The sequence below is a fragment of the Flagellimonas marinaquae genome (assembly GCF_003992675.1).
Taxonomy (GTDB): domain Bacteria; phylum Bacteroidota; class Bacteroidia; order Flavobacteriales; family Flavobacteriaceae; genus Flagellimonas; species Flagellimonas marinaquae.
Genome location: NZ_RZMZ01000004.1, coordinates 92769 through 118760, shown reverse-complemented (window position 1 = coordinate 118760; position 25992 = coordinate 92769). Strand labels below are relative to the sequence as shown.

Genomic DNA, 25992 nt, shown 5'->3' with positions numbered 1-25992 from the left:
TGAGCAATGGAGATAAAACAAACGGATAACAACTGGAATTTGATGAATACCTGTTCATCTATCTTCACTATTACCATTACCACCCCTTTGGGGTAAGTCTGCTATATATCAATCCGTCCGTTTTTTAATCTGTTTACAACTTTTTTCAATACCCTTTTTATGAAAGTCTTAAAATTTGGAGGCACTTCCGTAGCCAATCCAGAAAACATCCATAAGGTCAAGTCTATCTTGGCTCAACAGAACGAGCAACAAATTGCCGTAGTCGTTTCCGCCTTTGGAGGAGTGACAGATGTGCTTCTTACTGCATCACAAGCAGCTGCCCAACAGGACATCAACTATAAAAACAGTCTCCAGGAGATTGAGGACCGACACATATCCGCCATTCGCAAACTGATTCCCGTCAAATCCCAAAGTGCGGCCCTGAGCAAAGTGAAAAGCGAACTAAATGTATTGGAAACCCTTCTGGAAGGTTCTTTCCTGATTGGCGAAATCACTCCAAAGCTTTCCGATAAAATCGTGAGCTATGGAGAACTGCTTTCCTCGTTCATTATCAGTGAATTTTTAAAGTCCGAAGGTTTGGACGTAGCCTTTAAAGATAGCAGGGAACTCATTATTACCGACAATCAGTTTGGAAAGGCCAATGTGGACTTTGCGACCACCAATGCCAATTTTAAGGCCTATTTTGAAACGTCCAAACATCAAATCACCCTACTGCCCGGCTTTGTCGCTTCCAGTAAAAGTGGGGATTTGACCACTTTGGGCAGGGGAGGTTCCGATTATACCGCTGCCATCATTGCTGCCGCAGTTGATGCTGATATGCTGGAAATATGGACCGATGTAAGCGGAATGTACACGGCCAACCCAAAATTGGTAAAACAGGCGAAGTGCGTGGCCCACATCAGCTATCAAGAGGCTATGGAACTTTCCCATTTTGGAGCTAAGGTACTCTATCCACCAACCATTCAACCTGTGTTGGGCAAAGAGATCCCGATTGCTATCAAAAACACCTTCGACCCTGAAAATCCGGGCACTTTAGTAGCGAAAAATACCAATGGAAACGGCAAAACGGTGCGTGGCATCAGTCACGTGGGCAATATCAGCCTATTATCCCTTGAAGGTCCAGGAATGATAGGGATTCCCGGCATATCCAAACGCTTTTTTGAGACCCTATCGGTCAAGAACATCAGCATTGTCCTGATTACCCAAGCCTCATCCGAGCATTCCATCTGCGTAGGTATTGCCGACCAAGATGTGGATGTTGCAGCAGAGGCAGTAAACGAAACCTTTGAGTTCGAAATTTCTACTAAAAAGATAAAGCCGGTCATCGTTGAAAAAGATCTTACCATCGTAGCTTTGGTCGGTGACAATATGAAAAGCCATCAAGGATTGAGCGGTAAAATGTTCAGTACGCTGGGCAAAAACAACGTAAACATTCGGGCCATTGCACAGGGAGCGTCCGAGCGGAATATTTCGGCGGTCATCAAAAAAGAGGATGTCAAAAAAGCGCTCAACTCGCTTCATGAGACCTTTTTCGAAGAAAACATCAAGCAGCTCAATCTATTTGTAATGGGGGTTGGCAACGTAGGCTCTAAATTCTTGGCACAAATCCGTCAGCAGAAAAAATACTTAAAAGAAGAACTAAAGCTTAATGTTCGGGTCATTGGAATAAGCAACTCCAGAACAATGGCCTTTGATGAAAATGGTATTTCCCTAAAAGATTGGGAAAGCATCTTGGAGCAAGGAGAACCGGCGGACAAGCAGAAATTTTTCGACCGCATCAACACCTTGAACTACCGTAACAGTATTTTTGTGGACAACACGGCGAGCGAAGAAGTTGCCAAAAGCTATGCGAGCTATCTCAAAAACAGTATTTCGGTGGTCACCTGCAACAAAATCGCCTCCTCCTCGGACTATGCTTATTATAAGGAACTGAAACAATTGGCCAAACAGTACAACGCCCCTTACCTCTTTGAGACCAATGTAGGTGCCGGATTGCCCATCATCGACACCTTAAAGCATTTGATAGCTTCTGGTGATAGGGTGAGAAAAATACAGGCAGTATTATCGGGCAGTCTCAATTTTGTCTTTAATACCTTCAATGATTCCACCACCTTTCATGATGTGGTGAAAGCAGCACAGGAACAGGGCTACACCGAACCGGACCCGACCATTGATTTGAGCGGTGTGGACGTGATGCGTAAGATTTTGATACTGGCGCGGGAAAGCGGTCATCAATTGGACATTGATGCCATTGAAAATGAAGCCTTTTTGCCCAAAGAAAGTTTGGATGCCAACTCCAATGAAGCCTTTTTTGAAAGTTTGAAAAAATATGAGGACGATTTTCAGAAACTCTACAAAGATGCAGCTGCAAAGGACTGCAAACTAAAATACGTGGCGCAGTTTGAAGATGGTAAGGCCAAAGTGGGCCTACAGGAAATACCCAAAGACCATGATTTTTATACTTTGGAAGGCAGTGACAATATCGTATTGTTCTTTACCGACCGGTATGTGAACCAACCCTTGATCATAAAAGGTGCTGGAGCAGGGGCAGATGTGACGGCATCGGGTATCTTTGCGGATATTGTACGAATCGGAAATTTTTAAACCATGGAAGAAATCAAGGTATTTTGCCCGGCAACCATAGCCAACGTATCCTGTGGATTCGATGTGCTCGGTTTGGCGTTGGATTGGGTGGGTGATGAAATGACGGTTCGCAAGATTCCCGAAAAAGGGATTCGTATTTCAAAGATTGTTGGACAGGAACTTCCTTTGGAGGCCGAGCAGAATGTTGCGGGGGTGGCTGGTCTGGCCCTTTTGGACAAAAGTGATTACGAGGGCGGGTTTGAGGTTGAAATCGACAAGCGCATCAAACCCGGGAGTGGTATTGGCAGCAGTGCAGCCAGTTCCGCAGGTGCCGTTTGGGCCATGAACGAACTCTTGGGAAGACCCTTTTCAAAGCTGGAACTGGTCCAATTTGCCATGCAAGGCGAAAAATTGGCCAGCGATGTGGCCCATGCCGATAATGTGGCTCCCGCAATTTATGGTGGATTTACATTGGTGAGAAGCTACGAACCTCTGGACATTGTCCCCATACCGACGCCTTCGGAATTGTACGCTACAGTGATTCATCCACAAATCGAAATCAAAACCTCGGACTCACGAAAAATTTTGAAGACGACCATTTCCATGCAGCAGGGCATTCAGCAATGGGGCAACTTGGGTGGACTTATAGCCGGTCTTTTTCAAGATGACTATGACCTTATCGGGCGCTCGTTGCACGATCACATCGTGGAGCCCATCCGTTCCATTTTGATTCCCGCTTTTGATGACATCAAGGCCAATGCTCTCAGCGCAGGGGCACTTGGTAGCGGCATTTCGGGCTCTGGACCCTCGATTTTCGCCTTGAGCAAGGGCGAAGCGATGGCCAAAAAAGTGGCCCAGTCCATGCAGGAAACCTATCAAAACATAGGCATCGATTTCGATATCCATATTTCGAAAGTCAACAGCCAAGGTGTAAAAAAAATAACCTAAATCCCATGAAGTTTTATAGTCTAAACGATAAGGACATACAGGCATCGTTCAAAGAGGCGGTCATAGCAGGAATTGCACCCGACAAGGGGCTATACTTTCCGGAGAAAATTACACCACTCAATGCCGATTTTTTTGAGAATATTGAAAAGCTTTCCAATCACGAAATAGCTTTCAAAGCCATTCATCAGTTCGTGAGCGACGATATTCCCGATGAAGTCCTGAAAGAAATCATAGCCAACACCTTGGATTTTGATTTTCCTGTAATGGAGATTGAGAAAAATGTGGCGGCCTTGGAACTTTTCCATGGGCCAACCATGGCCTTTAAGGACGTTGGTGCCCGTTTTATGGCGAACTGTTTGGGCTACTTTTCACAAGGACAAAAACAGGATGTTACGGTACTGGTCGCTACTTCTGGAGATACCGGCGGTGCCGTTGCCAATGGCTTTTTAGGGATTGATGGGGTAAAAGTGGTTATCCTCTACCCTAGCGGAAAGGTGAGTGAAATCCAAGAAAAACAACTGACCACCCTGGGCCAAAATATCGAGGCCATGGAAGTGGACGGTGTTTTTGATGATTGCCAGCGTATGGTGAAGACAGCGTTTTTGGATACAGAAATCACTGACCATAAAAAATTGACTTCAGCCAATAGTATCAATGTGGCCCGCTGGCTGCCCCAACTATTTTATTTCTTGTTCGCCTACAAGCAGGCCAAATCAAAAGGAAAGGATATTGTCTTTTCTGTGCCTTCGGGTAATTTTGGAAATATCTGTGCCGGGATGGTGGCCCAAAAATTGGGCATGCCCGTCAAACATTTTGTGGCATCTACCAATGTAAACGACGTGGTTCCCAAATACATGAAAAAAGGGGTATATGAGCCCATGCCTTCCGTAGCGACCATTTCCAACGCTATGGATGTGGGAGACCCAAGTAATTTTGTTCGGATCAGGCAGTTATACCAAAACAACCTGGAAACACTTCAAAACAACCTCTCCTCTTATTCCTTTTCGGATACGGCAACCAAACAAATCATGCAAGAGGTATATGCCAAAACAGGCTACGTAATGGACCCCCACGGTGCAGTGGGGTATCTTGGGTTAAAGGAATATCAAAAATCCCAGCCCGATACCTTTGGTATTTTCTTGGAAACGGCGCATCCCGTTAAATTTTTGGATGTGGTCGAAGACACATTGGAAGTACGTCCAGAAATTCCACCACAAATCATGAAAGTGATGGACATGGATAAAAAGTCACATCGAATTGCGAGTTACGAGGAGCTGAAACAGCACTTGCTGCTGCATTAATCCAATTTGGGCAGTTTAAAACTGTCCAACGGACTAGGTTGTTTCATTACTTCTTCGATGGCCTCGGTGGTTCGAGGAGCCATGGCTGAAAGGTTGACAGGCCCTTCCTCCGTAATCAGGATATCATCTTCGATTCGCACGGCAATGCCCCACCATTTTTCAGCGCAATCACTGTTTTCAGGAATATAAATGCCGGGCTCAACGGTAATTACTTGGTTGGGCTTAAAGGCCTGGTACGTACCTGCATCATGCACATCCAATCCCAAGTAATGGGAAGTTCCGTGTGGAAAGTAGGTCCGGGCCTCTTTGGCATCCTTAATGATTCCAAGGTCCAACAAGCCTTGGGTCACCACTTCCAAAGCGGCTTTGTGCGGCTCTCCGAAGGATGCGCCGACCACACTTGCGGCGATCCCTGCTTCCTGCGCATCATAGACGATATCGTAGATGGCCTTTTGCTCTGGTGAAAATTTGCCGTTGGCAGGGATGGTACGGGTCACATCAGCAGTATATCCGTGATATTCCGCTCCCAAATCCATCAGTACCAAATCATCTCCCACCTTCGTCTTATTGTTCTCAATGTAATGAAGAATGCAGCCGTTGTGTCCACCGCCCACAATGGAGGGATAGCCTTCATACTCGGCACCATACTTTTTGTACACATATTCGTGAACACCCTGTATTTCGGTCTCCGACATATTAGGGTGCATGGCCTTCATCACCTCTATTTGACCGACCGCGGAAATTTCGATAGCTTTTTTGAGCAACTTCAATTCCTCTGGAGTTTTATCCTGACGTAATTCTGCCATCACAGAGGGCAAAATACTGGAATCCAAGTTGGACGATCTTTGGACCACGAGCACTTTGTTTTTTATTTCGTCACGGATGTCTTCAGAATTCGCTTCCACAAAATCATTGAGCAGGTCATCCTCCTGCAATTCCGGGTAGCGCTCCATGTACCTTTGGATGGTTTCGGCGACTTCATCTGAATTAGTGGCACTTGTCTCAGCTATTCTTTTGTACAACTGGTTCCGTATTGGATTATAGTCTGCAGGGTAGTTTGCTTTTACCTTGAAGGTTTTTACCAAATCGAACAAATCTGCCGTGCCGGGTTTATCGCGGTAGTCATTCTGAAAATCGACAAACGAAACATGGTCAAACAAAGTAAAATCCAAGGGAAAGTTCTCGAATTCACTACCATTGAACACCATATTGAATCCCAATTTTTCCTTAGCCCCTTCTACACCTAGGCGCTTTCCGGTCCATTGCTCGGCCCTAGCATTTCTTTCCTGTACGTAAAAAATCTCGTCAAAGGTATTGCCAGAAGCATCGGTCTGCATTTCAGAAAAGAGAATCAGTACCGCATTGGGCTCCTTATAACCCGTCAAATAATAAAAGTTTGGATCTTGATGGTACACATAATCCACATCATTTGCCCGATTGCGTTCTGCATTGGCAAAAAGCACCACAGCGGTATTGGGCGGCAATTTGGCCTTCACCGCGTCCCTTCTATCCTTATGAAAATCGGCTGGAAGATAATCAGTGGGTAAATCCTGCGAAATCCCAACTGTCATGAATAAGATAGCCGATAAAAAGCTCCATTTGATTTTTGACATGATTACATATTTTGATGAAAATACAAATTTTGGACATACGATATATCCAATATGAAGTCAGTTTTAGCAAAATCATAATACCCGAAAATAAGGGTATCCTTAATTAATTCTATAAATTTGCCCATCGTAAAATTAGAGTCAATGAAAAATACTGCACTTACCGAAACGCACAAAGCGTTGGGAGCCAAAATGGTACCCTTTGCGGGTTACAATATGCCCGTTTCTTATGAAGGTGTCAATATTGAACATGAAACTGTTCGCAAAGCGGTAGGGGTGTTCGACGTGTCGCACATGGGCGAGTTTTTGGTCGAAGGGCCCAAGGCTTTGGAATTGATCCAAAAAGTGACGACCAACGATGCTTCCAAATTGACCGTAGGTAAGGCGCAGTACAGTTGCATGCCCAACGAAACAGGGGGTATTGTCGACGATTTGATCATTTACCGAATCAAAGAGGAAACCTATCTTTTGGTGGTAAATGCTTCCAACATTGACAAAGATTGGGACCATATTTCCAAGTACAACGAGGCCATTGGGGCCGACATGAGAAATATTTCTGATGACTATTCACTATTGGCCATCCAAGGTCCAAAAGCTGTGGAGGCGATGCAAAGTTTGACTTCGGTCGATTTGGCTTCCATCAACTTTTACAGCTTTGTGGTCGGCGATTTTGCCGGCATCGAGCATGTCATCATTTCTGCGACCGGCTACACGGGTTCTGGCGGTTTTGAGATTTATTGCAAAAACTCCGAAGTACAGCAGGTATGGGACAAGGTACTGGAGGCCGGAGCCAGCTTTGGAATCAAACCTATTGGTTTGGCGGCACGGGATACGCTACGTTTGGAAATGGGCTATTGCCTTTACGGAAACGACATTGACGATACCACCTCCCCTTTTGAAGCTGGGTTGGGCTGGATCACCAAATTCACCAAGGAATTCGTGAATAGTGAAAACTTGTCCAAAGAAAAAGCCGATGGATCCAAAAGAAAGCTCGTTGCCTTCCAGATGGAGGAACGGGGGATTCCAAGGGCTGGATATCCGATTCTGGATAGCGAGGGCAATCAAATTGGCAAGGTGACTTCGGGTACCATGTCCCCTTCCCTTTCCAAAGGAATCGGTTTGGGCTATGTCACCATGGAATATTCCAAGGTCGACTCCCCAATTTTTATTCAAATCCGAATCAACAAGGTTCCTGCAACCATTGTGAAGCTGCCATTCTATAAAAACACTTAGTTAGCCTTTGGATAAAAAAAAGATATTGATATTGGGAGCAAGCGGATTTGTTGGCAATGCCATATACAAAGAGCTTTGCTCCTATTTTGATACTTATGGTACCTACTATTCCAATCGTTCGTTTGCCAAGAACAAGCAGTTTATACGCTATGACCTGGAAGAGGACGATATTTTTCAGGTATTGGAGCAGGTACGCCCGGACGTAATTGTCTCGGCACTTCGTGGAAATTTCCCGGCCCAAATTCAGGCGCATCAGCATTTGATGGAGTATTTGGTTCGTAACAAGGCCAAACTCTACTTTATTTCCTCGGCCAATGTGTTCGATGCCTACAGCAAATTTCCATCCTACGAACATGACAAAACACTATCACTTAGTGTATATGGTAGGCTAAAAATCAAGATTGAAAATATGATGATGCGGTTACCCAAGGAAAAAACGGCCATTTTAAGGGTGCCCATGGTCTTTGGCAATGCTTCTCCCCGAATTCGGGAAATTAAAGAAAGTATTGAAAACAATGAACCCATTGAGGTGTTCCCTAACCTCATCATTAATGTGACCAATGATGATAGGCTTACGCAACAAATCCATTACCTCATCAATAGGAACAAAACGGGAATCTATCACTTGGGTAGCAGTGACCTTATCCAGCATGAGGAATTCATCAAAGAGGTCATAGCGCACTTAGGCAATTATCATCCTGTGTACAAAAGGGTGTACACTACCAATGAAGACCGGTATTTGGCTGCTTTACCTAAGGACAACATCCTGCCCAAGAATCTTCGCATCAGCTGTCAGGAGATCATCGACCATCATTTACCTGTCTAAGTTTTCCATTCCATCCACTTTTGATTATCTTATAAAAAAACATATTTATGAAGAAGCTACATACACAAGAAATTGAAGATGCACTAAAAGACCTATCCGGTTGGACCCTAAAAGATGAGACAATCCAAAAATCCTTCACTTTTGGGGATTTTAAGGAAGCCTTCTCGGTGATGACACACATTGCCTTTGAATGTGAAAAACAAAACCACCATCCCAATTGGGAAAACGTGTACAATAGCCTCAACATTCAACTAAGCACACACGATGCCGGTGGTGTTACCCAAAAGGATATCGACCTGGCAAAATCCATCGAAAAAATTGTTGGTAAGCGTTAAAATTATCGACTTGACAAAGGTCCATTTTTTGTTAAATTTGCCAGCATCCAGAATGTAAGATGTTATGGGAAGAGCGTTCGAATTTAGAAAAGCACGAAAAATGAAGCGCTGGGCCGCGATGTCCAAAGCGTTTACCAGAATTGGAAAGGATATTGTAATGGCGGTCAAGGAAGGTGGTCCCGACCCAGATGCCAATGCAAAGCTCCGTGCCGTAATTCAGAATGCCAAGGCGGTAAACATGCCCAAAGACAATATTGAGCGTGCTATCAAGAGGGCTTCTGATAAAAACCAAGGAGATTATAAAGAAGTGCTTTTTGAGGGCTACGCACCCCATGGTATCGCCATTTTGATTGAGACCGCCACCGACAACAATACGCGAACCGTGGCCAACATCCGGAGTTATTTCAACAAATGTAATGGGAGTTTGGGAACATCGGGTTCGGTTGAATTCATGTTCGACCATACCTGTAATTTTACCATTAATGGTGAAGGTATAGACCCAGAGGAACTGGAACTGGAGATGATCGACTTTGGGGCCGAAGAAGTGTTCACGGATGAGGACGGAATCCATATTTATGCGCCTTTCGAGAATTTTGGGGCCATTCAAAAAGAACTGGAGTCCAAGGGAATCGAGATTATCTCTTCAGGTTTTGAACGCATCCCACAGGTAACCAAGGAGCTCAGCGAAGAGGAAGCTGCCGATGTGGAAAAACTTCTGGAAAAAATTGAAGAGGATGATGATGTGCAGAACGTATACCACACTATGAAGGAATAGTTACCAAATCAACAATATAAAAAAGGGGCTGTCTAAAAAGCGATTATATTTGAACTTTGTCAGGTTGAGCGCAGTCGAAACCCATTGATTATCAATGTGTCTTAAGTTCTCGACTGCGCTCGAACTGACAAGCAAACTGCTTTTGAGACAGCCTCCTTTTTAGTTGACTCGTTTTATTTCTTATCGAATACTTTGGGCCAAAGCCAATACCTTATCGGCCAAGGACGAAATGGCTCCAGCATATCGTTGGTCCCACTCTTCTATTCTATCTGTGGATTTCAAGGAAATTTCATACTCCAAACCCGGTAAAATCCATGAGGCATACCCACTAAAAGGATCTGTTGAAGCATACAGGGATTTAAACCATGATCCATAATACATTCCTTTTTCATCGATAAAGCTTTTCTCAAGGGCTATTAATTGCCTGTTGATGTCCTTGATGTCCTTTTTTGATAATGCTCCTGAAGACAAAGCATTGGCCAAGGCATCATCCAAAAGCTTGGTGTTCTCTTCCAGTGTGACAATGGATTGGTCCACTTGGTCAAAACCTTCAAACTCGTTGTAAAACCCTTTTATTTTTTCCACAGCCTTGGCAAAGTGCTCTTTCAAATCCACAGCATATCGTTCTACATCATACGGAATCAATTCAGCATTGGCCATACGCAAAGTCATGAGTCCAGTCCATTGCTCAATGGTGCCTCCCATTTTAAACTCAGGATCTACAAAGGTTTCGTAGAAGTGAAAGCTGTCGTAGTTGGTGTGGTACAAGGTAGGGCCTCCGGCTCCCCCACTCAATGATGGAACGCCCACGTGCATGTAGAAACCGATATGGTCGGACCCCCCACCCAAATTTCCAATGGTTGGCTCCTCCTTGTCTCCCCTCCACTGATCATAGAGCGACTTTTCTGAATAGGGATAATCCACTTGTTTGGCCATTTCGGAAACTAATTGTTTCAAGGTTGGAGAGGAAGATGCACCAAAATTCTTTCCAGATACACCACCATCAAAATTTAGGTAGGCTACCGCTTTCGCCCCCAATTCATCCTTTAGCTGTTCCACCCATTCGGATGATCCTATCACGCCGTGCTCCTCTGCATCCCAATGTGCAATAAGGATAGATCTTTTGGGACCATTCCCACTTTTGACCAATTTTCCAATACTTTCGCTCAAGGATAATAGCATGGCCGTTCCACTGTTGGGGTCGGTGGCCCCGAAGGCCCAAGCGTCGTAATGGCAACCCAAAATAATCCATTCATCTGGATATTCGGTACCCTTGAACGTTCCCACCACATTGCTCACACGAACAAATTCCTTGGGTTGGTCCACATATAGTCGAACGGTCAATTCGTCGCCACCTTCAAGCCTATAGGTATAGGGTAAGCCGCCCTGCCATTCTTGCGGGACCGGTTTTCCTTTCATATTTCCAATAATTTCGGCTGCCGAACCATAGGGCAAAGGAAGCACAGGAATAGTGTGCAAGGCTGCTTCGGATGGGTCCATTCGTTTCACTTTCTTTTTACCATCCATGGGAAGTGCAGGTTCAAAAGGGGTCAATGGGTCTCCTTGATAGTCCAAAGTAAGAACGGAACCACGTTGTATGGCGCTTTCATTATAGGTGTATCCTTCTGGATAGACCAAGCCCTTGGTGTACCCGCTATCGGCAGGATCGGTATACATAATGAGTCCTGCTGCCCCATATTGCTCGGCAAACTTGGCCTTGTATCCCCTAAAATTCCGTCCATAACGGGCAATAACGATTTTTCCTTTTACATCGATTCCCAATTCCGCAAGGCGTTCAAAGTCTTCCTTGGTTCCATAATTGGCATATACAACAGTAGCGGTAACATCACCGCTTCCAGAGTAGGCGTTCCAGCCTTTCTCCAAGGTAGGGTCAGAAGAAAATCGGTCTTCATCCAAAATATTTTCCTGTTGATTAAGCGGCCTGCGGTAAGGCGTAACCAATTCTACTGAGGATTTTCCTCCAGAGGTGGACATGTAGATATCATACGGATAGAAATCTACCTCCATCCCGGCATTTTCCATTACGGTCGCCATATATCTGGCCACTTCTTCGTTGGCAACAGTTCCCGCCACATGGGGTTTTTCCGTGAGTTTTTGAAGGTGCTCCCTATATTTTGGAAAATCCACGCTTTTCAGAAAGGTAGCCTCTGTTTGGGCTTGTTTTTCCATGGAAGAAGGGGTATACCCGTTCCAATCTTGTGCGGATAATATGGAAGTGTACATTAAACCTACAAGGGCAATGAGATACCCCCATTTTTTTCTTGAATTGTTGAGCTTCATAATTTGAGTTAGTTTTGGTTGCCTAAATATAGGGTTTAAAATGCTCAAAAATCTGCCATGCATTGGGGATAAATTGATTTTGAAAAAATGCTTGGATGGTTTCTAGCTGGGACAATCCCTCTAAAAAATCAAAAGGACCTACTGACTGTAGATCCTTAAGACACCTAATTAACCTAACCTAAAACAATGTAAACCACTAATTCATAGTAAGACTTTCCCGGTGAAAGGCAAACAATACACTTCTGGTAAGTCCTGCGAATTGGTCACTGTACTTTTACATACGGAGATAATGAAAAGGTGGTTTGGTTTTAGGCAGAAAATCTTGTGGACCATCGTTGCCCTTAACATATCAGGGGAAGCTATACGCTGGAATCTTGCCTTTTACGCCAGTATAGAAGTCGTGTATCTTTGCAAAATCACTTTCCTGATCATCGGTTACCCAAAATGGTTCGCCAATTTTGATTTCTTTCTTGCCAAAATCGAAAGCCACCATCACTATGGGCACATTGGCCTTTTGGGCAATATGGTAAAATCCAGTTCGTAATTGGGTTACCTTTTTACGGGTACCTTCGGGTGCCAGAGCCAATCGGAATACTTTTCGCTCTTTGAAGATTTGAACGATATTGTCCACCGTATTGGAACTTTTGGAACGATCTACGGGTGCACCTCCCGTCCAACGAAAAAACCATCCAAACGGAGGCTTGAAAAGACTCTTTTTTCCAATGTAATTAATTTCCTCCTTGATGACTTTTCGAATCAACAGGCCCAGAAAAAAGTCCAACCAATGGGTATGGGGAATTACAATGACCACACATTGATCCAATTTCGGAAATTGCCCATTGAGTTTCCAACCCAATAGTTTAAAATAAATAAACTTTGCTACTGATCGCATGATTCGGAGGATTCGTTCTTCAAGGAGCGAACCTTATATTTTTTCGAACAAAGCCTTAAGCCGTTCAGGTGTCATTTTGGTTTTCCAATCTTTTCCCAATGCATTTTCCCAAAGTGGCTCCAATCCCATCGAAACATTGACCATTACATCAAAGTCGTTTTGGGTCAAATCGGCACAGATACCTTTGGGCAAAGAAATGCTATGTTTCTCCATCATTTTTTTGAAGAGTGCCACACCATCGGGATAAAATTCTTCCAAATGTTGGAACACCAAGCAATTGCCTATACCATGTTTTATGCCCAATAAATAGGACAATCCATAGCTCATGGCATGTGCCACACCTACCTGCGAATAGGCAATACTCATTCCCCCATGCCAAGAGGCCATCATTAATTTATCCCGGGATTCCTCGGCCGGTATATCTTCCAGAAAGACCTCCTTGCACAATTCCATGGCTTTTTCACCATAACTCTGGCTAAAAGCATTCAAATAAGTACCGGTCAACGATTCCACGCAATGTATATAGCAGTCCATTCCCGTATAGAACCATTGTTCCTTGGGTACGGTTTCACTGAAATCAGGGTCTAACAGTACTTGGTCAAAAGGAGTGAAGTCGGAATTGATTCCCAATTTTTTTTCGGGCCCCAAGAGTACCGTGGTCCTTGAAACCTCCGCGCCTGTGCCACTTATGGTGGGAATGCCCATATGATACAGCGCTGGCTTGTTCACCAAATCCCACCCCTGGTAGTCTTTGGCCAATCCCTTATTGTTCAACAGTATGGATACCGCCTTCGCCAAATCGAGTAGTGTGCCGCCACCTATTCCGATGATTCCTGAGGGCATCTCGCTATACTTTTCGCGTATCTGCGCCACCAAAGCATCTACCTGGGCCGTTTTGGGTTCCTCTTCCGCCGAGATGAATATGATTTCGTCGTTGAACATGAGGGGCACTTTGGCCATAAACTCGGCGTTCTCAAAATAATCATCCACCAAAAATATAAAGGGTGCCTCCGAACTTTTCCGTTGGGGCAATAGTATCTCTCCCAATTGCGAAAAACATCCTGACCCAAAAATTACCCTGGGAACCATGGGGAAGTTTTTATAGGCAGTTCTATGGGTGGAGGCTATTTCTTCTTGTTTCTTCAAATTATTCGCTATCTTCATTTAGTTGTCCAAATACTTCAAAATATCTCTTAGACGATTCAATTTCAAGTGATTGTTGACCATTTCGTCTTCCGATACCATCTCATGGGCCCAAGTGGTATGAAAGGGCACATGTACCGCTTGCGCTCCAATATTCAAGATAGGCAATACATCCGACTTTAGGGAGTTTCCTATCATCAAAAATTCCTTGACATCGATGTTCAAGTGGTCCAGCAGGTTTTTGTAATTGCTTTCCTTTTTATCGCTCAATACCTCTACATGATGAAAGTATTGGGAAAGTCCCGATCTTTCCAACTTTCGTTCCTGATCTAAAAGATCACCTTTGGTTAGCACGATCAACCTGTATTTTCCTGATAGTTTGGAAAGCACTTCCTCTACCCCATCGAGCAGCTCCACGGGATGCGTGATCATTTTTTTACCAAGTTCCAAAATCTGTGCAATGGTCTCTTGTGGGACCTTATTATTGGAAAGGTCCAATGCGGATTCAATCATGGAAAGCATAAATCCCTTGATACCATATCCATAACTGTCCAGATTGGCCATTTCCATTTTAAATAGCTCTTGGTCTATCTTGTTCTTGGTTTCATACCCTTCCAGTAATTCCGCGAACTTTTCTTCGGTATCCCTAAAATAGGTCTCGTTGACCCAAAGGGTATCGTCTGCATCAAAGCCAATGGTTTTTATGTTGCTGAAATCTACTTCCATACTTTTCGTGCACGTTCCAAGTCTTCTGGCGTATCAATTTCGATACCGGTGACATGGGTCTCTACCATTTTTATTTTTTTGCCATACTCCAAAAAGCGTATGGCCTCTATTTTTTCCTTGGCCTCCAAAGGTAACATGGGCAATTTTTGAAAATCCATCAACGCCCTTTTTCTGAACACATAGACGCCTTTATGTTTGTAATAGGTGGCATCAACCTTCTCGTCACGTGGATAAGGAATCGGGGAACGTGAAAAATACAATGCAAAACCCTGATTGTCCACAACGACCTTTACAGTATTGGGGTTAGAGATTTCGTCCCAATCGCTAATCGGAGTCATCAACGAACCCAAATCAATTTCTTGCTCAGTATCATTTTTAAACACCGTGATGATTTTGCCCAAACTATCGGCATCAATAAAGGGCTCATCCCCTTGCACATTGATCACCACATCCACATCCATATCTTCCACAGCTTCGGCGATTCTATCACTGCCGCTTTCATGCGTTCTCTTGCTCATGATGACCTTTCCGCCAATGTTCTGGATGACTTCTGCAATCACTGTACTATCGGTCACCACAAATACTTCGTCGAACAGTCCGGTATTGACTGCAGCTTCGTAGGTCCTTACAATAACGGGCTTCCCTCCGAGGTCCTGCATTAATTTGGCAGGAAAGCGCGAGGCTTGATAGCGGGCGGGAATCATGGAAATTATCTTCACTTTTTAGTTTTTGGTTTGAACAAGGTTTTATTTGGCTTTGGGTCGAATTTTTCGGTAGATCCTAAAGATGATCAGCAAAATGATGATGACCAATATCGCAGCAATGGGTGGCACTAAAATGGAGGCGGTACTCACGGCAACGGCTGCTCCTGTTTCAACGGTCGACACCAATGGGTTTGCCAATCCACCTGTAGCCCCTGTTGAAGCCAACCTCCCTGTTGCATTCGCACCTTTGATGGCCGTAGCGGTTCCTCCACCCGCAATAATGGCCAAGGACCATGTAATAACCGGATCCATATTGCTTGCCGTGGAGACCACTGCGGCGGTACCCGCTATCCCAGCTAAAGGTAGGGCTATGGTATCCAGGGCATTGTCTACCCAAGGTATGAAATACGCAAAGATTTCAACCACCGTGGCGATTCCCAAGGTGATGAGAGCGGTAAGACTACCTATCCATTGCCAATTATCGTTCAGTTCCCATACCCCCAAATATGCCGCAAAACTAAGCGCAAAAAGGGGTAAAAAAACACGAAAACCGGCGGAGGCGGCCAACCCAATTCCTAGGAATAAACTTATTATGGTGTCTGGTTCAATGTTCATGTCGATGTCTAAATTAGCCTTTTCCTAGCCAAGAAAAAAATCATCCTTGAATCCTATTAAATAGAGTTGACGCTCAGCGCGCGTTACGGCTGTGTATAACCACCGTAGGTAATCCTTGTCCACGCCGTTGGGCAGGTAGGGCTGCTCCACGAACACCGTATCCCACTGGCCTCCTTGGGATTTATGGCAGGTGATTGCATAAGAGAACTTCACTTGCAGGGCGTTGAAAAACTTGTTGTTTTTGACACCCAAAAACTTACGGTATTTGGTTTTTTCATGGGCATAGTCCTTCATCACCTCCTGATAGAGCTTGTTTCCATCCTCATAAGAAAGCGATGGTGTTTCGGCGGTTATGGTATCCAATAGCAAAACCGTCTCAAAAGGTCTTTGATTGGGATAATCTACCATCTTTACCTTTACCTCGGCGAACTTGAATCCGTAGAGTTCCTTAATCGCAAACAGCTCTAGCACTTCGATAATATCACCATTGGCAATAAACCCTGCCTCGGAATTGGGTTTTAACCAAAAGTAATTGTTCTTGACCACCATCATATAATCACCAACGGCAATCTCATTGTCCAAAAAAAGGATACGTTCCCGAATATTTTGATTGTACAAATTGGCCCTTTTGTTGGAACGCACGATAATGGCCGTTTGCTCCTTCCCGTTTTCACTATAGGACGAGTCAATAGCCTCTTGGATTTCGTTGCCATCAATCAACCTAACGATATCGGTATATGGGTTGAGCTCGAACTTGAAATCCTCAAAAAACTCAGATTGCAATTGCTCACGAAGGTTGGTGGCATTATAAAGAATACCGGAATCCCCCGCTTGACGCATCACCTCGTCAAGTTCCAAACATTCGACATCCTTATTATAGTTCAAGGATAAACGGTCCTCATCCAATGCTGGGCTAAGTTCCAATTTTACGGGAGGTAGCTGAGCAGTATCCCCTATCAATATCAATTTACAATTATGGCCCGAATGCACGTATTGCATCAGGTCATCTAAAAGGGAACCGTTGTCGAACAGCTTGGAGTCTGCTGGGGTATCGGGTATCATCGAGGCTTCGTCCACAATAAAAATGGTGTTGCGGTGCTTGTTCGGAGCCAAAACAAATTGAATGCCCCCGCCCGACTGCTTTTTGGGAAAATATATCTTTTTATGAATGGTGTACGCCTTGTTACCTGAATAAACCGACATGACTTTGGCGGCTCTACCTGTAGGGGCCATTAATACCGCACTCATTTTTACCTTCCATAAACTACTCACCAAAGTGGCTACCAAGGTCGTTTTTCCTGTGCCCGCAAATCCCTTTAAAAGAAATACATTGTCCTTTTGTTTTCCTAATACAAAGTTAGCCAGCTTATTAAGTGCAACATCCTGTTTTAAGGTAGGCGCATGGGGGAATTTATCGGTTAATATTTTTAAAAATGTAGGTACGGTAGCATCATTCATGGAGCCTAAATATAGTGGTCTTTTTTAAAGCAAAAAGTTTCCCAATAAAAAAAATATTGTAGATTTGTCTGTAACCACTAAATTAACTTTGAAAGACAGTATCAGATATGTTAAACTTAATTCTTATTGTTGTTTTAATATGCCTTGTGACCGTAGGGCTTGTTTTCTTGATCGATAGATTTTTACCTCAAAAAGTGAAGCCGATATTGGTGATTCTCTTTGGAATTTTGAGCATTTTCCTAGGATTCAAAATATACGATTCCATCAACGCCCCAATTGAATTCAACAAGGTAAGGAACGAAAGATTTGCCAAGGTAATCAACAAACTAAAAGACATCAGGGATTCTCAGGAAGCCTACAAAACGGTGAACGGAAAATACGCAAATAATTTTGAAAGCTTGATCAAGTTCATCGATACCGGTAATTACACCATCACCACCCAGCGTGATTCCTCTTTTATGAGATACGATCGAGTATATCAAATTGAGATGCAACAAGATACGGTTATCATAGACACCTTGGGTACCGTAAAGGTTAAGGATTCCCTTTTTGGAGCGGACGACCGTTACAAAACCATGATGAATGTACCTTATGCGCAGAACGATGAGAAGTTTGAGATGAAGGCGGACATCATTGATAAGAGTGGCTACAAAGCCCCTGTTTTCGAAGCCAAAGTAAAAAAGAACGTAGTGCTTTATGACCAGCCACAAGATTTGGTTGAAAAAGAAAACTCTTACCAAAGTGTGGAAGAGGTAAACGGCACAGAAATAAAAGTAGGCTCATTGACCGATGTTAGTACCAACGGTAACTGGCCACCTGTTTACGACAGGAAAAAGAACAACTAGCTATAGTACAGGACAACACAAATAGCACCCATAGAAAATTGTCCATTCAAGCTGGCTTGAATGGACTTTCTTTTTGTGTACTGGATACCATCACCCAGAAAATCCTTGCTTTTGAAAGGGTAAACTTCAAATCACAACTTACCCCCTATCTGATGCTCAAGGAACTGAAGGAAAAGTTGGGGAAACAAGGTAATGTGGGGCAAAACTTTTCAGAAGTTATGGTCATTCATAAAAACAACTTGTTTGGACTGGTCCCCAAACCACTTTTTAACAAAGAAGAGCTGCCGAACTACTTGAAGTTCAACACCAAAATCATGGCGAACGATTTGATTGCCTATGATGAGATACCGAACCAGGAAATCATCAATGTGTATGTCCCCTACACCAATGTCAACAACTATATTTTTGAACTTTTTGGCGAATTTGAGTTCAAGCATAGCGGTACAGTCCTTATCAACACGCTTTTGAACCAAAACAGGACCGGAACCGAACCCATTTGTTATATACAAGTCTCAACGGGGGAGATGGAAATGATGGTGATATCAGATAAAAAGCTGCTGTTCTACAACCAATTCGAATACAAGACCAAAGAAGATTTTCTATACTATGTGTTGTTCAGTTTGGAACAATTGCAAATAGACCTCGAAAGTGCACAGCTGAAACTCTTCGGTGCCATTGAAGTAGGTGACCCCATTTACGACCTCTGCTACCAATACATCAAAAACGTCTCCGTGTTTGTACCGAGCAATCCTTCCTTTCCTTTAGAACAATTGGAAAACGAAAGCATTGACTTTTCCATTTTAAGCTCGCTTTAAATGCGCATTATTTCTGGGAAATATAAAGGAAAGCGATTGACAGCACCAAAGAAACTGCCTGTCCGGCCCACAACCGACATGGCCAAGGAAGCATTGTTCAATATTTTGAACAACCGCTTTTATTTTGATGAACTTAAAGTACTCGATCTATTTTCAGGTACAGGAAACATAAGTTTTGAACTTGCTTCACGAGGCACAGAAAAGATTACGGCCGTGGACAGCTTCCCGGGATGCGTAAGGTACATCTCCAAAACTTCAAGTGAACTCGATTTTTCCATTAATACCATCAAATCGGACGTTTATAAATTTTTGGAAGGTGCATCGGAACAATTCGACCTCATTTTTGCCGACCCACCTTATGATTTTGATACCATACAATTTTTGAAAATTGCAGATTTGGTCTTTGCAAAAAATCTTTTGCTCCCCGATGGGGTTTTGATCATCGAACATTCTGAGCAAACCAATCTTTCCGAACATCCAAAATTTTCAGAACAAAGAAAATATGGGGGAAGCATTTTCAGTTTTTTTGAAGAAAAAGAAGAATAAAAGCAGGCCATAAGCCGGATTCTGTGAATCCCGAATCAACTTCGGGAATTCCTTATCATTTATCTAGACAAATGGTTGCCCAAGTGTTCCAACCGCCTACCCTCCAACTCGGGCGTGCAGCCCTCAAACATTGGTTTACATGACGTTTCACCGCATAGAGTTTACCTGATTTCACTACAGCCGAACTGTACTTGCTTTCTGTTGCACTGGTCCTCGCCTTTCGGCGGACGGGCGTTACCCGCTATGCCGCACTATGGTGTCCGGACTTTCCTCCTTGTTCCAGACTTGATCTGGGACCTCCAAGGGAATCGGTGTGATTCCCATGAAGGCACTGAAACACGTTCAGTACACGGCGATAAGGTGGCCTGCTTACTGCAAAGGTAATCCAATTGTTAATAAAAAAAGGGGTAACTCTTCACTTACGGATAACTTTCGCCGCTGCTATTTTTATATTTGTATGAAATCTATTTTTCCCAGCATTGGAACCATTTATCGTATCGGCTAGAAAATATAGACCCCAGACGTTCAAGGATGTCGTGGGCCAATCGTCCATTACCAATACCCTGCTTAATGCCATTGAGAACAACCATTTGGCGCAGGCCCTTTTGTTCTGTGGCCCTAGGGGTGTCGGCAAAACAACCTGTGCGCGGATTTTGGCCAAAAAAATAAACCAAGATGGTACCGAACGGGAAGATGAGGATTTTGCCTTCAATATTTTTGAGCTCGATGCTGCTTCCAACAATTCCGTGGATGATATCCGTAGCTTGATCGACCAAGTGCGTATTCCTCCGCAGACAGGAAAGTACAAAGTATACATCATCGACGAGGTACACATGCTTTCCCAATCGGCCTTCAACGCTTTTTTGAAGACCTTGGAGGAACCACCAAAGCACGCCATATTCATTTTGGCGACCACGGAAAAACACAAAATCATCCCTACCATCCTCTCACGTTGTCAAATTTTTGACTTTAAGCGTATTACTGTAAAGGATGCTACGGAATATTTAAAATATATTGCAGAGCAACAAGGTATTCAAGCGGAGGAAAGCGCTTTGCACATCATTGCCCAAAAAGCGGACGGCGCCATGCGGGATGCGTTATCCATTTTTGACAGGGTAGTCAGCTTTTCGGGAAAAGAGCTTACCAGAAAGGCCGTTACGGAAAACCTCAACGTACTGGACTACGACATTTATTTTTCCGCCACCGATTTGATTCTGGACAACAACATTCCCGAACTATTGGTCTTGTTCAACAAAACCTTGTCATTAGGTTTTGACGGACATCACTTTGTAACCGGACTTGCTTCCCATTTCAGGGATTTAATGGTTTGCCAACACAAAGATACCCTCAGCTTATTGGAGGTGGGCGAAGATGTAGTGAAACATTATCAAGAGCAATCCAAAAAGGCATCCAAAGCTTTTTTATTGAAAGCACTCGACATGGCCAACGATTGCGATTTACAATACAAGACCAGTAAAAACCAGCGACTACTGGTAGAACTTACTCTTATGAAGCTAGCGTCCATCACTTTCGATGGAGAAAAAAAAAACTCTAATTTCATAATACCGGCTTCACGCTTTCAGGAGAAAAAAGTTACCACAAACGGTATCGAAACTGCTGAAACCCATACTTCCGAAACTCCTTCAGAAGTAAAACGACCAGAGCAAAAAACGATGGCATCGGTCCAAGAAATGGAGCATCAGACAGAGATAGCGGTTGAAAAGCAACCAGAAAAAGAAAAGGTAAAAGAGCCGGAAGAAGCTTACCAACCCAAAAAAATCAATATAAAAGGTTCTGAAAAACGGGTGTCTGGCCTTTCGCTGTCCAGTATCAAGGTCAAAAAGCAGCATCAAAACACCAAAGCGCCTGGTGTTGACGAGAAAGACCTTCCCAAAGATGCCTTTGAAGAAAAGGAAATGCAACAGCATTGGGATGATTTTGTACACCAATTGGAGCAGCAGGGAAGAAAAATATTGGCAAGCAATCTACAGACCGATATACCCAAGCTCAAGAACGAAAACACTATTTGGATAGAGCTTCCCAATGGTACCATGAAAAAGGAAATAGAACGTGAACAAAGTTTGATGCTGGATTACCTCAAACAGAAGTTGAACAACTACTCCATCTCGCTACATATTACGGTAAACGAAGAAGTAGCCAAAAAGTTTGCCTTTACCCCTCAAGAAAAATATGAAAAGCTACGGGAGAAAAACCCAAACTTGGACCTGCTTAGAAAAGAGTTTGACCTAGATTTTTGATCGGTTGCTAAAACGGATCCTAAAACCATACACCAACATCACAATTCCCGCAATCAAAGAACCTAAAGACTCTCGACCTTCCTCTATATTTACGGTTTTCATCCCATTGTCCAACTGAACCCCTTCCCAGGTTTCCGGCCAATAGAGAATGAAAAGCATGATAAAGAAGCCTGAAAGGAAAAAGAAGATACCTGATTTCATTTTTTTCAACAAGAAAAGCACCGATGCCACTGCGGCGGCCAAATAAATCAAAATCCATTTTAAGGCATCGGGGTCATTGAACTGAACAACCATGGCGTAGCCGAACAATAGCGTGAATACAAGGGCAAAAATTTTAAAAAAGGTTTCCATGATTTATTGGATTATATGGTTTTTAAGTACTTCATAAACATCGGTCGCCAATAATTCCTCGTTTGGCAAATAATCTTGAGCGTTGGTGGCGAATATGGGCCAGTCTTCCTTATACTCCGGTATTCTGCCATGGGAACCTTTGACCAATTCGGCCTTTAAGGGAATGACATCCATTACCGTCCTAAAGCCCAATTTCTTTTTAAGAAGTTTCCAAATCACTTTGGGCATTACAAACGGATCTGAAGGGTCCGTAAACATTTCAACGGGGTCATACCCCGGCTTTTTATGAATGTCCACCATTCGGGCATAATCGGGTGCCACAGCATCATCTTCCCAGAAATAATAGGTAAACCAACTATCCTTATCTGCTACTAGCACGAAATCCCCTGCCCGATCATGGTTTAAATGATGCGACTCCAATTCACGCTTTGGAATGACTTTTTCCACACCAGGTATGGTCTTCAAATACGTGTGCAACCCCTCATAATCCGTAGATTCCTTGGCATACACATGCGCTACTTGATGATCTGCAACCGCAAAGGCCTTGCTCGCACCTGCATCCAAGAGTTCCAATCCCCTTTCCACACGAATACCCAAATATCCCTTTTTCCTGAGATATCGGTTAATGTGGATGGGATTTGATACATTGGTGATGCCATACTCGGACAACAGCACTACATGGGCCAATTTGCCTTCGTAATACTGCACCAAATCCTTGACCACTTCGTCTATTTCCCTTAAATCCTTTTGGAGGATATCAAAGTTGAGCCCATGGCGTTGTGTATTGTAATCCAAATGTGGAAGATACACCAAGGTAAGTGTGGGGTCATGCTCACGGTCCATTTCCATCGTCGCATCGGCAATCCATCTACTGGACGCAATGGATGTTTTGGGTCCCCAAAACTTGAACAATGGGAACGTACCCAATTTGGCTTGAAGCTTGTCTCTCAGTTCGGCCGGATAGGTATAAATATCCGGAATCTTTCTGCCATCCGCCAAGTAATTGGGGCGTGGGGTGGCACTAAAATCCACCGTACTGTACATATTGTACCACCAAAACATATTGGCACAGGTAAAATTGGAATCCAATGTCTTGAGTTCGTCCCAAATTTTAGTGGATTGCACCAAAGGATTTCCCTGCCTCCAAAACTTTACTTCCAACTCGTCCTTAAAAAACCATCCATTCCCAACAATGCCATGTTCCGAGGGCCATTTTCCGGTGAGATATGTACTTTGGGCAGAGCAGGTAACGGCAGGCAATACGGGCTGTACCACACTGCTTTTGCCTTTTTCAAAGAACGATTGGATGAAAGGGGTATGCTCCCCTATCAATCTATGGGTCAATCCTACGATATTGATCACTACCGTTTTTTTCATCTCAATCTTGATTTCATCCAGTTCAACTCCCGCGCTATGGATTCCGTAATGGGCAATTTTAGGTCATTGGGCAAAACATCCCATGTATAGGTTTCTACCTCTATATGATGACTCACCAAATGATTTTCCAAATAGGCCAAAACACCTTCAATCTGATCTTGAGTTGAGTGCAACAAGCCATAATCTTTCAGGAAGATGGGCACATGAAAATGGGAGCGCAACTCTGTAAAAGGGGCTTTCCTTTCCAAGATCATAGGTAAATCATTATAGGTCTTCACTTTGCCGTTTACCAGTTCCGTAACCTGATGGAGATAAACGGGTTCATTAAACTGTGCCAAGGTGTTCCAGATTTCATCTGCCTTTTCATGGTCATACATGATTTTCAGTGCGGCACTCACTTGAATCTTACCTATCTTTATTTTCGCTTCCTTAAGCTTTTCAAAGGTCAAATTTGGAGCTTCATAGGCCAGTGCGAAATGACATACGTCATAGCAAACCGTAATGTAGCGCTTCAGCAATTCCGATGCCTGCTCCTTAGTCATTTGAAACTCCGTGAAAGCTTCAATAGCTTCGGGAACCAAGTATTTCGAATAAAAGTCCAGTACCTCTGGCGTATTTTCCAAAAAACCATCGGGTTCGGGCTCCACATCCAAATGCATATACCTGCCCGAAGCTTTCTCCTTTTGATACAGCTCAACAGCTATGCGAACCATATTTTTGGCCCCACTGGTCAATGCTTTTCGCTTATCTTCTTCAGAATCGAACCAATTTTTGTAGGAAACCGGGGAAGTGGAAATACCACATTCCATACCTTCGGGCGCCAAAACATCCAATTGTTTGAACAACCTAAGGGTATAATCCAAACGTTCTTGTGTGGTCCAATCCGGAACATGCACTTTATCCTTGACCGGTTCGCCATGAAAATTCCCATAGGGAAACCCGTTCATGGTAAATATGTAACAATCTTCATTGTTCAGCCATTCCTTAAAATCTTGAAGATGACCCTGACCCAGTTCCAAACTGGCCCTATTTCCCAGCCGTAGACCCAAACCAAAAGGTTGATCGGGACAAACAGCCTTTTTGATTTGGGGTAAATGCTGTTTTAGGCTATCAAATGTTTCTTCCCAGTTGCCACCTGCATGGATATTGGTACAATAGGTCAGATGGTATTTTTCGTTGAACCTCATAATGAGTTTTGCGGTTTGCAAACAAAGCTTCGTATAGCTTGATCCATTAGTTCATAATCGATATGGTGCACATCCATTTTTGTACCAATTTTGGGAATCAACGGGATGGTGAGTTCCCCACCTAAATGTTCTCGAAATTCTTCGATACCCTTAAGTAGTTCCTTGATTTCTTTGTCGCTTTCGAAAGGAATTTCCAACTGGAACCCTACCTTTTTGATCACGTCCAGCACCCTGTTTAAATCATCCTGCAGAACTCCCATCAAATCGGCATAAACCATATCTATGGCCATACCCAAGGCAACAGCCTCACCATGTCGTAATTGATAATTGGTCATGTACTCCATTTTATGGGCGGACCAATGACCAAAGTCCAAAGGCCTGGACGAACCGCTTTCAAAGGGATCACCTCCTTTGGAGATGTGCTCCATGTGCAGCTCTGCACAGCGATGGATGAGATAGGCCATGACCTCCATTTCCCTATTGGCTAAAGCTTCAGTATTTTCTTCAATGTATTCAAAAAAGGCCTTATCCTTGATCAAGGCGACTTTAATTGCTTCGGCAATTCCGGCCACCCAATCCCTTTGTTCCAGGGTCTTCAGAAATTCCAGGTCATTGATGATGGCGTGGGGAACAGAAAATGTTCCCAAAAAGTTCTTTTTTTCAAAGGCATTGACGCTATTCTTGACCCCCACTGCGGCATCGTTTTGTGCTAGTACCGTTGTAGGTATGCGGATAAGTTGAACTCCACGGTGAGCAATGGTAGCTGCATAACCAACCATGTCCACCACGGCTCCACCCCCAATGGCTAGAACGAAGGAATGCCTACAAATGGCATTTTCATTGATCGCCTTTAGGCACTTATCAACACTTGACTGGTCTTGTTTGCTCTGCTCCCCGCCCGGAACCACGACCAATTCTGTAAATTGGATCTGTGATGGGTATTGATTGCAGTATTGTTTTATGGAGCTTTCCAATTGGGCATGGTGATCCATAACACCCTTATCGACCACGAAAAGACATTTGATGGCCTCGTTGGGCCTATATTCCGCCAGCAAGTTTTTGAACAAAGGATTCTCCACGGCAAATACATGTTGCGTAAAAAGCAGCTGATAGCTGTACCTTACTTGAAACGCTTGGCGAATGGGAGGTAAATTCGTATTCAT

Annotated in this window: 23 protein-coding genes and 1 other RNA gene; 11 read left to right on the top strand and 13 right to left on the bottom strand. The window is 43.7% G+C overall.

Annotated features, from left to right (window positions below):
- Window positions 1-159 precede the first annotated feature (159 nt).
- The 3 genes from thrA to thrC are packed head-to-tail and all read left to right on the top strand — an operon-like array spanning window position 160 to window position 4832.
- Window positions 160-2604: a bifunctional aspartate kinase/homoserine dehydrogenase I gene (gene thrA / locus EO130_RS01790; RefSeq protein ID WP_127139817.1), complete on the top strand. Its 2445-nt coding sequence runs from the start codon at window positions 160-162 to the stop codon at window positions 2602-2604.
- Between the two features lie 3 nt (window positions 2605-2607).
- Window positions 2608-3531 (top strand): homoserine kinase, encoded by a 924-nt coding sequence (locus tag EO130_RS01785; protein ID WP_127139816.1) that lies wholly within the window; start codon window positions 2608-2610, stop codon window positions 3529-3531.
- A gap of 5 nt (window positions 3532-3536) precedes the next feature.
- The gene (gene thrC, locus EO130_RS01780; protein ID WP_127139815.1) at window positions 3537-4832 is read left to right on the top strand and encodes a threonine synthase; all 1296 of its coding nucleotides are present in this window, start codon (window positions 3537-3539) and stop codon (window positions 4830-4832) included.
- Here thrC and EO130_RS01775 read toward each other — a convergent pair.
- The gene (locus tag EO130_RS01775; RefSeq protein WP_127139814.1) at window positions 4829-6445 is read right to left on the bottom strand and encodes an aminopeptidase P family protein; all 1617 of its coding nucleotides are present in this window, start codon (window positions 6443-6445) and stop codon (window positions 4829-4831) included. The two genes, thrC and EO130_RS01775, sit on opposite strands and share 4 nt — an antisense overlap.
- 141 nt (window positions 6446-6586) lie before the next feature.
- Here EO130_RS01775 and gcvT point away from each other — a divergent pair, with 141 nt between their 5' ends.
- The 4 genes from gcvT to EO130_RS01755 all read left to right on the top strand — a co-directional run bounded on the left by gcvT (window position 6587) and on the right by EO130_RS01755 (window position 9611).
- Window positions 6587-7675 (top strand): glycine cleavage system aminomethyltransferase GcvT, encoded by a 1089-nt coding sequence (gcvT, locus tag EO130_RS01770; RefSeq protein WP_127139813.1) that lies wholly within the window; start codon window positions 6587-6589, stop codon window positions 7673-7675.
- A gap of 7 nt (window positions 7676-7682) precedes the next feature.
- Window positions 7683-8501: a sugar nucleotide-binding protein gene (locus EO130_RS01765; RefSeq protein WP_127139812.1), complete on the top strand. Its 819-nt coding sequence runs from the start codon at window positions 7683-7685 to the stop codon at window positions 8499-8501.
- A gap of 47 nt (window positions 8502-8548) precedes the next feature.
- A complete protein-coding gene (locus tag EO130_RS01760) occupies window positions 8549-8836 on the top strand; it encodes a 4a-hydroxytetrahydrobiopterin dehydratase (RefSeq protein ID WP_127139811.1) in 288 nt (95 codons plus the stop codon).
- 64 nt (window positions 8837-8900) lie between these two features.
- On the top strand, window positions 8901-9611 hold the full coding sequence (locus EO130_RS01755) for a YebC/PmpR family DNA-binding transcriptional regulator (RefSeq protein WP_127139810.1): 711 nt from the start codon (window positions 8901-8903) through the stop codon (window positions 9609-9611).
- A 180-nt stretch (window positions 9612-9791) separates the two neighbouring features.
- Here EO130_RS01755 and EO130_RS01750 read toward each other — a convergent pair whose 3' ends face one another.
- The 7 genes from EO130_RS01750 to EO130_RS01720 form a co-directional block, all read right to left on the bottom strand.
- Window positions 9792-11912 (bottom strand): M28 family peptidase, encoded by a 2121-nt coding sequence (locus EO130_RS01750; RefSeq protein ID WP_127139809.1) that lies wholly within the window; start codon window positions 11910-11912, stop codon window positions 9792-9794.
- A 349-nt stretch (window positions 11913-12261) separates the two neighbouring features.
- A complete protein-coding gene (locus EO130_RS01745) occupies window positions 12262-12804 on the bottom strand; it encodes a 1-acyl-sn-glycerol-3-phosphate acyltransferase (protein WP_127139808.1) in 543 nt (180 codons plus the stop codon).
- Window positions 12805-12837: 33 nt separating this feature from the next.
- Window positions 12838-13968 carry an iron-containing alcohol dehydrogenase family protein gene (locus EO130_RS01740; protein WP_127139807.1) on the bottom strand — a complete coding sequence of 377 codons (1131 nt, stop codon included), beginning with the start codon at window positions 13966-13968 and terminating at the stop codon, window positions 12838-12840.
- Window positions 13969-14673, bottom strand: coding sequence for an HAD family hydrolase (locus EO130_RS01735; RefSeq protein WP_127139806.1), 705 nt, complete (start codon window positions 14671-14673; stop codon window positions 13969-13971). It abuts the gene before it with no gap.
- The gene (kdsB, locus tag EO130_RS01730; RefSeq protein ID WP_206513114.1) at window positions 14664-15377 is read right to left on the bottom strand and encodes a 3-deoxy-manno-octulosonate cytidylyltransferase; all 714 of its coding nucleotides are present in this window, start codon (window positions 15375-15377) and stop codon (window positions 14664-14666) included. Before kdsB ends, EO130_RS01735 begins: the two co-directional genes overlap by 10 nt.
- A 42-nt stretch (window positions 15378-15419) precedes the next feature.
- Window positions 15420-15992 (bottom strand): DUF4126 domain-containing protein, encoded by a 573-nt coding sequence (locus EO130_RS01725; protein WP_127139804.1) that lies wholly within the window; start codon window positions 15990-15992, stop codon window positions 15420-15422.
- Between the two features lie 24 nt (window positions 15993-16016).
- Window positions 16017-17450: an ATP-dependent DNA helicase gene (locus tag EO130_RS01720; RefSeq protein WP_127139803.1), complete on the bottom strand. Its 1434-nt coding sequence runs from the start codon at window positions 17448-17450 to the stop codon at window positions 16017-16019.
- Window positions 17451-17644: 194 nt separating this feature from the next.
- On the opposite strand from EO130_RS01720, the gene EO130_RS01715 reads away from it, so the two are divergent.
- From EO130_RS01715 to EO130_RS01705, 3 genes are read left to right on the top strand one after another with little or no spacing between them, the layout of a single operon-like run.
- Window positions 17645-18295, top strand: coding sequence for a hypothetical protein (locus EO130_RS01715; RefSeq protein WP_164732861.1), 651 nt, complete (start codon window positions 17645-17647; stop codon window positions 18293-18295).
- Between the two features lie 38 nt (window positions 18296-18333).
- Window positions 18334-19110 (top strand): DUF3822 family protein, encoded by a 777-nt coding sequence (locus EO130_RS01710; protein ID WP_241244280.1) that lies wholly within the window; start codon window positions 18334-18336, stop codon window positions 19108-19110.
- Window positions 19111-19656 (top strand): RsmD family RNA methyltransferase, encoded by a 546-nt coding sequence (locus tag EO130_RS01705; RefSeq protein ID WP_127139800.1) that lies wholly within the window; start codon window positions 19111-19113, stop codon window positions 19654-19656.
- Here the strand turns inward: EO130_RS01705 and rnpB are convergent.
- Window positions 19651-19977: RNase P RNA component class A (gene rnpB / locus EO130_RS01700), an RNA gene on the bottom strand. The two genes, EO130_RS01705 and rnpB, sit on opposite strands and share 6 nt — an antisense overlap.
- Before the next feature lie 158 nt (window positions 19978-20135).
- Here rnpB and EO130_RS01695 point away from each other — a divergent pair.
- Window positions 20136-21914: a DNA polymerase III subunit gamma/tau gene (locus EO130_RS01695; protein WP_127139799.1), complete on the top strand. Its 1779-nt coding sequence runs from the start codon at window positions 20136-20138 to the stop codon at window positions 21912-21914.
- Here the strand turns inward: EO130_RS01695 and EO130_RS01690 are convergent.
- The 4 genes from EO130_RS01690 to EO130_RS01675 are packed head-to-tail and all read right to left on the bottom strand — an operon-like array spanning window position 21903 to window position 25992.
- On the bottom strand, window positions 21903-22265 hold the full coding sequence (locus tag EO130_RS01690; protein WP_127139798.1) for a transmembrane 220 family protein: 363 nt from the start codon (window positions 22263-22265) through the stop codon (window positions 21903-21905). The genes EO130_RS01695 and EO130_RS01690 overlap by 12 nt on opposite strands.
- Before the next feature lie 3 nt (window positions 22266-22268).
- Window positions 22269-23642 carry an alkaline phosphatase family protein gene (locus tag EO130_RS01685; RefSeq protein ID WP_127139797.1) on the bottom strand — a complete coding sequence of 458 codons (1374 nt, stop codon included), beginning with the start codon at window positions 23640-23642 and terminating at the stop codon, window positions 22269-22271.
- A complete protein-coding gene (gene eboE / locus EO130_RS01680; protein ID WP_127139796.1) occupies window positions 23639-24829 on the bottom strand; it encodes a metabolite traffic protein EboE in 1191 nt (396 codons plus the stop codon). Before eboE ends, EO130_RS01685 begins: the two co-directional genes overlap by 4 nt.
- Window positions 24826-25992 carry a 3-dehydroquinate synthase gene (locus EO130_RS01675; protein WP_127139795.1) on the bottom strand — a complete coding sequence of 389 codons (1167 nt, stop codon included), beginning with the start codon at window positions 25990-25992 and terminating at the stop codon, window positions 24826-24828. The genes eboE and EO130_RS01675 overlap by 4 nt, the downstream gene beginning before the upstream one ends.